Source organism: Rhodopila sp. (assembly GCF_035548095.1).
Taxonomy (GTDB): domain Bacteria; phylum Pseudomonadota; class Alphaproteobacteria; order Acetobacterales; family Acetobacteraceae; genus Rhodopila.
On record NZ_DASZUV010000015.1, the window covers coordinates 223,028 to 229,195 of the forward strand.

4 protein-coding genes are annotated in these 6,168 nt (G+C 69.9%); 1 reads left to right on the forward strand and 3 read right to left on the reverse strand.

What is annotated here, in order from left to right:
* Positions 1-26: 26 nt before the first annotated feature.
* From VHC04_RS12820 to hflK, 3 genes are all read right to left on the reverse strand, one after another.
* The gene (locus VHC04_RS12820; RefSeq protein WP_325681742.1) at positions 27-1,568 is read right to left on the reverse strand and encodes a DegQ family serine endoprotease; all 1,542 of its coding nucleotides are present in this window, start codon (positions 1,566-1,568) and stop codon (positions 27-29) included.
* A 154-nt stretch (positions 1,569-1,722) separates the two neighbouring features.
* Entirely contained in the window at positions 1,723-2,601 is an 879-nt protein-coding gene (gene hflC, locus VHC04_RS12825; RefSeq protein ID WP_325681744.1) for a protease modulator HflC, read from the reverse strand.
* Positions 2,598-3,998 (reverse strand): FtsH protease activity modulator HflK, encoded by a 1,401-nt coding sequence (gene hflK, locus VHC04_RS12830; protein WP_325681746.1) that lies wholly within the window; start codon positions 3,996-3,998, stop codon positions 2,598-2,600. The genes hflC and hflK overlap by 4 nt, the downstream gene beginning before the upstream one ends.
* A 150-nt stretch (positions 3,999-4,148) precedes the next feature.
* On the opposite strand from hflK, the gene VHC04_RS12835 reads away from it, so the two are divergent.
* Positions 4,149-5,354 (forward strand): Mrp/NBP35 family ATP-binding protein, encoded by a 1,206-nt coding sequence (locus tag VHC04_RS12835; RefSeq protein WP_325681748.1) that lies wholly within the window; start codon positions 4,149-4,151, stop codon positions 5,352-5,354.
* Positions 5,355-6,168: the final 814 nt, after the last annotated feature.

The window sequence follows — 6,168 nt, forward strand, 5'->3', positions numbered from 1 at the left end:
CGGCGGCGCGCTGCCGCCGGCCATTGTCATCCCCGCTGCTTTTCCTTCGTCGCTCCCATCTTGCCCAGCGACAGCGGCACATATTGCACGCCGCCCTCCCGCTGGATCAGCATCAGGACGAACTTGCGGTCCGCGCCCTTGGCGGCTTCGACCTGCTTCTGCACATCGGCGGGCGAGGTCACCTCCCCCTGCTGCACTTCCATGATGACGTCGCCGGGCTTCAGCCCCTTGTCGGCGGCTGCCGAGTTCGGTGCCACATCGGTGATCACGACGCCCTTCTGGTCGTCACGCAGCTGGAACTTGTCCTTCAGGTCCGACGAGATCGGCGCCACTTTCAGGCCCAGGCCGGCGATGTCGGTGGGCTTCGTCACATCCGGTGCCTTGCCTGCATCCGCCGAGGCAAGCTGGGTGTCCGTCGGCCGTTCCGCCAGCGTCGCCTCCAGCGTGATCTGCTTGCCGTCACGCCAGATGGTCATCGGCACTTCCTTGCCGACCGCCGTATCCGCGACCAGCCGTGGCAGAATGTGCATCTCCTTCACCGGCTGGCCGTTGAACGACAGGATGATGTCGCCGTTCTTCAGCTTCGCCTTTTCCGCTGGCCCGCCATCGGTGATGCCGGCGATCATCGCCCCCGAGGCATCCTTCAGCCCCAGGCTCTCGGCGATGTCCGGCGTCACCTGCTGGATCTTCACGCCCAGCCAGCCGCGCCGCGGCCGGCCGTACTCCTTCAGTTGCGCGACGATGTTCTTCGCCATGTTCGACGGGATGGAAAAGCCGATGCCGATCGACCCGCCGGACGGCGAGAAGATCGCCGTGTTGATGCCGATCACCTGGCCATCCATGTTGAAGAGCGGCCCGCCCGAGTTGCCGCGGTTGATCGCCGCGTCGGTCTGGATGAAATCGTCATACTGGCCCTGATGGATGTCACGGCCACGCGCCGACACGATGCCCGCCGTCACGGTGCCGCCCAATCCGAACGGGTTGCCGATCGCCAGCACCCAGTCGCCGACCCGCATGGTGCTGGAGTCGCCGAACTCCACCGTCGGAAGCGGCTTGTCGGTCTTGACCTTCAGCAGCGCGATGTCGCCGCTTTCGTCCCGTCCGACCACCGTCGCCTTCAGCGTCGTGTTGTCCTGCAGGATCACCGAGATCTCGTCCGCGCCGTCGATCACGTGGTTGTTGGTCACCACATAGCCGGACGGATCAATGATGAAGCCCGACCCCAGGCTTTGCGCCCGCCGCTCGGGCGCCGGCTGCTGGTCGTCATTGCCGCCGCGCTTCCCGGGCTTCTGGCGATTGAGGAAATCCTTGAAGAACTGCTCGAACGGCGAGCCGGGTGGAAAGACCGGCATCTCCGGCCCGGCGGGTCCGTTCTTCGCGGTGATCGTCTGGCTGGATGAGACATTCACCACCGCCGGCAGCAGCCGAGCGGCGAGGTCCGCGAAACTGTCGGGTGCCGGCCGGGCGATCGCCGGCTCCGACAGGCGTCCCGTCGGCAGCGGGGCAACCAGGGCGAAGCTCACTCCAAGCAGGGCGGCTCTGGCAACTTGGGTGCGGAGCAGACGCATGATCGTGGTTCCTGAAGGTCTCGTCAGCAGATAAAGGGACATCCCAGCCTAGCAAGATATCGGGCAAAAGACAGCGGTCTGTCGTGACGGCCGCGCCGACATGTCCGGACGGTGTGCCGGCGGCGGCGGGCATCCGCCACCGTCCTTCATTGCATCATTTGTCGGGTATGGTTGGCTGCGTCTGCAACAACTTCAGGTAGTCGTTGTCGGGTGTCACCACGATCCGGCCGCCACCGCGCTCGAAGATGTCGCGATAGCCCTGCAGCGTCCGCCAGATGGAGAAGAAGCCGGGATCCTGGCCGAAGGCCTGGGCGTAGGTGTGGGTGGCCTCCGCCTCGCCCTCGCCGCGCAGCTTGTCGGCGGTGGCATGGGCATCGGCCAGCAGCACGGTCCGCTCACGGTCCGCGTCGGCCTTGATCCTGGCCGAGGCCTCGGCGCCCTCGGCGCGTGCCTGGGCGGCGACCCGCTGACGTTCCGACTGCATGCGGGCCAGGATCGCCTGCGTGTTCTCTTCCGGCAGGTCGGCGCGCCGGATGCGGACATCGACGACATTCACGCCGAAATTGCGCATCTCATTGTTCACCTGCGTGCGGATCGTCGACATGATCCGCTCCCGATCCGCCGACAGCACGTCCAGCAGGGTGTTGGTGCCCAGGACGCGGCGCAGCGAACCGGTGACGATGGAGTTCAGGCGGCCGCGGATATTGTCCGCCAGCGGCCCGACGGCCTGGTAGAACTTCAGCGGGTCGGTGATCCGGAACACGGTGAACGTATCGACGATCAGCCGGCGCTGGTCGCCCAGGATCACTTCCTCGTTCGGCAGGTCGACCAGCAGCAGGCGCCGGTCGAACGGCACCACGTTCTGGATGAACGGTGCCTTCACGTGCAGGCCGGGCTTGTCGATCTGGTGCACGATCTCACCGAACTGCAGCACCAGCACCTGTTCCGTCTGGCGCACGATGAACAGGGTGCTGCTCAGCAGCACCGCCGCCACCGCCAGGATGGCGATCACGGCAACGCTCAGGCGGCTCATTGTGCACCTCCCGCCGCCGGGGCGGGCGTGAGGGCGGGCGTCGGGGACGGGACGTGCGGGGCCGCCGGTATCTGCAACGGCAGGAAAGGCACCAGGCCCTTCAGGTTGCCGTCCACCACCAGCGGATGGCTGCGCGTCATCACATCCTGCATCGTATCCAGGTACATCCGGGTCAGCGTGACCTGCTTGGCCGCCTGGTAGGCTTTCAGCACGCTGTCGAAGCGCTGTGCCTCACCCGTGGCCTGGGCGATCGCCGCCATCTTGGCGCCCTGCGCCTCGGCGGTGATGCGCGCCGCCTCACCGCGGGCTCGCGGCACGATGTCATTCCGGTACGCCTCGGCCTCATTGCGCATCCGTTCCGCATCGGTATTGGCCCGCTGCACGTCGCGGAAGCTTTCGATCACCGCGGCGGGCGGATCGACCTTCTGCAGCTGCACCTGCGTGATCTCCACGCCGGTGCCGTAGCGGTTCAGGATCTCCTGCGTCTGCCGCAGCACGTCCTGCTCGATCTGACCGCGCAGCGGACCCAGCGCCGGCTGGATCGGCGTGCGGCCCATGACCTCCCGGATCGAGCTTTCCGCGACCGCGCGCACCAGCCCCTCGGGCGTCGCGGTGTTGAACAGGAAGTCCGAGGCGTTGGCGACACGCCAGAACACCGAGATGTCGATGTCGATGATGTTCTCATCGCCGGTCAGCATCAGGCTTTCGGCCAGGATGTCGCGGTCGCTGGTCCCCCGTGAGCCGTCCATCGACCCACCGGAGGAGGAGCGGTAGCCGATCTCGGTGCGGTTGATCCGGGTGACCGTCGGCAGCAGCACCGATTCGATCGGCCAGGGCAGGTGCCAGTGCAGGCCCGGCGGGGTCCAGTAGCTATAGGCGCCGAAGCGCAGCACGACGCCTTGCTGGTCGGGCTGCACCCGATAGAAGCCGCTGCCCATCCAGATGACCACGACGATGAGTCCCAGGAAGGCCAGCGCCCGCGATGATGTCAGCACCGCCCAGGACCCGCCGCCGCTGCCGCCACCGCCGTTGCGGCCGGAGCCGCGGCCATTCCCGCCGCCGCCACTGCCCCCCAGCAGGCCGCGGATGAAGGCCTGCGCCTGCTCGATCAGCCGGTCGATGTCATTGCCGGGGCCGCCCGATCCGCCCCCGAAGGGGCCGCCGCCAAACGGTCCGCCACCGCCGCCGAACGGATTGTTCGGCCGGCGTGGCCCACGCTCCCCGTCCGGCCTGCCGTCATTCGGCCGCCCGCCCGGTGTCCCGTTCGGGTTCCCCCCGCCCGGATTGCCGCCTGGAGTCCCGCCCGGGTTCCCCCAGGGGCTTTGCGGCCGGTCGTTGCCGTCATTCGAGCTTGAGGCGTTGCCCCTTGGTCCAGGGCCACCGTTGTTCCATGGCATGCGGGCAGAAAGGCTCCTGTCTTCCCGTCCGACCGCGCCACCCTTGTTGGCGGACCTGGCGCCATGCGCCATATCGATCTGGACAAGCGGTTTCAGCCGGTCGCTTATCCATGGGCCGCACCGGCTTTGCAAGCAAGGGATTGAACGACGATGACCGATGCCTCGGCTGACGCGCTGCTGGATGCCTTGAGGACGGCGCTGCGGGCGGTGCGGGACCCGGCGAGCGGGCGAGACATCGTCAGCGCCGGCATACTGGAAGGGATCGAGGTGCGCGACGGCCTCGTGCAGGTGACATTGCTGACCGATCGCGCCCATGCCGCGGCGATGGAGCCGGTGCGCCGCGAGGTGGAGGCCGTGCTCTCCCGCCAGCCCGGCGTTGCCAATGCCACGGCCGTGCTGACCGCCCACCGCGCCGGCCCGCCATCCCGTCCGGCGGCACCGGCCGCCGGGCGTGGCGGCCAAGGTGCGGGCCACCAGGGGGGCCACCAGGGGGGGGGCCACCAGGGGGGAGGGCACCAGGGAGGCCATCGCCACGGCCCCGCGGCGCAACGCCAGACGCTGCTGCTGGAGAACGTGAAGGCGATCATCGCGGTCGCCTCCGGCAAGGGCGGCGTCGGCAAGTCCACCGTCGCGGTCAACCTGGCGGTCAGCCTCGCCCGGCGCGGCCTGAAGGTCGGGCTGCTGGACGCCGATGTCTACGGCCCCAGCCTGCCGCAGATGGTCGGTCTGCACCGCAAGCCGGAGATCAGCGGAGAGAAGATGCTGCCGCTGGAAGCCTGGGGCCTGGCCTGCATGTCGATCGGCTTCCTGGTGAACGAGGAGCAGGCGATGATCTGGCGCGGTCCGATGGTGATGGGCGCGCTGGAGCAGATGATGGCGCAGGTCGCCTGGCCGGCGCTGGACGTGCTGGTGGTGGACATGCCGCCCGGCACCGGCGACGCGCAGCTGACCATGGCGCAGCGCGTGGCGCTGACCGGCGCGGTGATCGTCTCGACCCCGCAGGACATCGCCCTGATCGATGCCCGCCGCGGCGTGAAGATGTTCGAGAAGGTGAACGTCCCTGTCCTGGGCCTGATCGAAAACATGAGCTATTTCTGCTGTCCCGATTGCGGCCATCGCACCGATATCTTCGGCCATGGCGGCGCCCGGGCCGAGGCTGTCCGCAGCGGCATCGACTTCCTGGGGGAGGTGCCGCTGCTGCTGGATATCCGCACCGCCTCCGATGCCGGGACGCCGATCGCGGCGGCCGCGCCGGACAGCGACGCGGCGAAGGCTTTCGCCGCGCTGGCCGACCAGGTCTGGGCGAAGGTGGCCGGCGCCGCCGCGCCGAAGGCGCCGCGCATCGTGATCGAGTAGCCGGTCGCGGCGCCCGCCTGCGCGCCGGGCGGCGTGCCCGTCGGCCGGCTGCCCGGGGTGGCTGACCGGGGGCGGCCGCCCCGAGGTGGCTGACCGGGGGCGGCTGCCCCGGGGTGGCTGACCGGGGATCGCCGCCGCCGCCGTCCCGTCGCATCGCCGCCGGCGCGCGCCCATCGAGGACAGCGCGTGCCGGCGTGCCAGCCGCTCCGCCGCCGCGGCATCGGCGGACGCGGACGCCCGCAGGATCCGCTCATGCTCGTCCCAGAACGGTCCCAGCCTGGTCGGCGTCCTGGCCAGCAGCATGATCGCGCACATGGTGCCAGTTGCCGCGTGCCGTGGCGGCGATCAGCGGGTTGCCGCCCCGCCGAGGGCGCGCTGGCAGGGCGTGTTGCCGCCCCGCCGGGGCTCCGTCCGGGCTGTTCCGGTTATCCGCCGGGTGGCTTTTCGTGTTCCTGATGGGGCGCCTCATGGTGTGGGGCCTCGTGGTTCGGCGGCGGCTCCGCATGACGCGGCGGCGCGGCGTGCCCAACCGCGGGTGCCGCCGGCCGTGGCTGCGGCCTGGCCTCGGGCGTGGGATGCGGCGCCGGTGGCGGACCATGCGGCGCGGCCGGGGCCGCGGCATGAGGGGCGGCGGTGGGGGCTTCGGCATGCGGCGCGGCCGCGGCCGGCGCATGCCGTTCCGCCGGCATCGCATGCGGGGTCGCCGGGCCTTCCTGCGCGTGCGTCGGTGCACGCCCCGCCGGACCTTGCTGGTCCGCCGGTGCCGGCACGCCGCTCGGCCGCGTCTCACCGGGTGGCGGCAAGGCCGGATGGG

Bases quoted from the DNA above. Each gene is read 5' to 3' on its own strand.
- hflK (WP_325681746.1), bottom strand. From the start codon at position 3,998: ATGCCATGGAACAACGGTGGCCCTGGACCAAGGGGCAACGCCTCAAGC.
- VHC04_RS12835 (WP_325681748.1), top strand. From the start codon at position 4,149: ATGACCGATGCCTCGGCTGACGCGCTGCTGGATGCCTTGAGGACGGCG.
- hflC (WP_325681744.1), bottom strand. From the start codon at position 2,601: ATGAGCCGCCTGAGCGTTGCCGTGATCGCCATCCTGGCGGTGGCGGCG.
- VHC04_RS12820 (WP_325681742.1), bottom strand. From the start codon at position 1,568: ATGCGTCTGCTCCGCACCCAAGTTGCCAGAGCCGCCCTGCTTGGAGTG.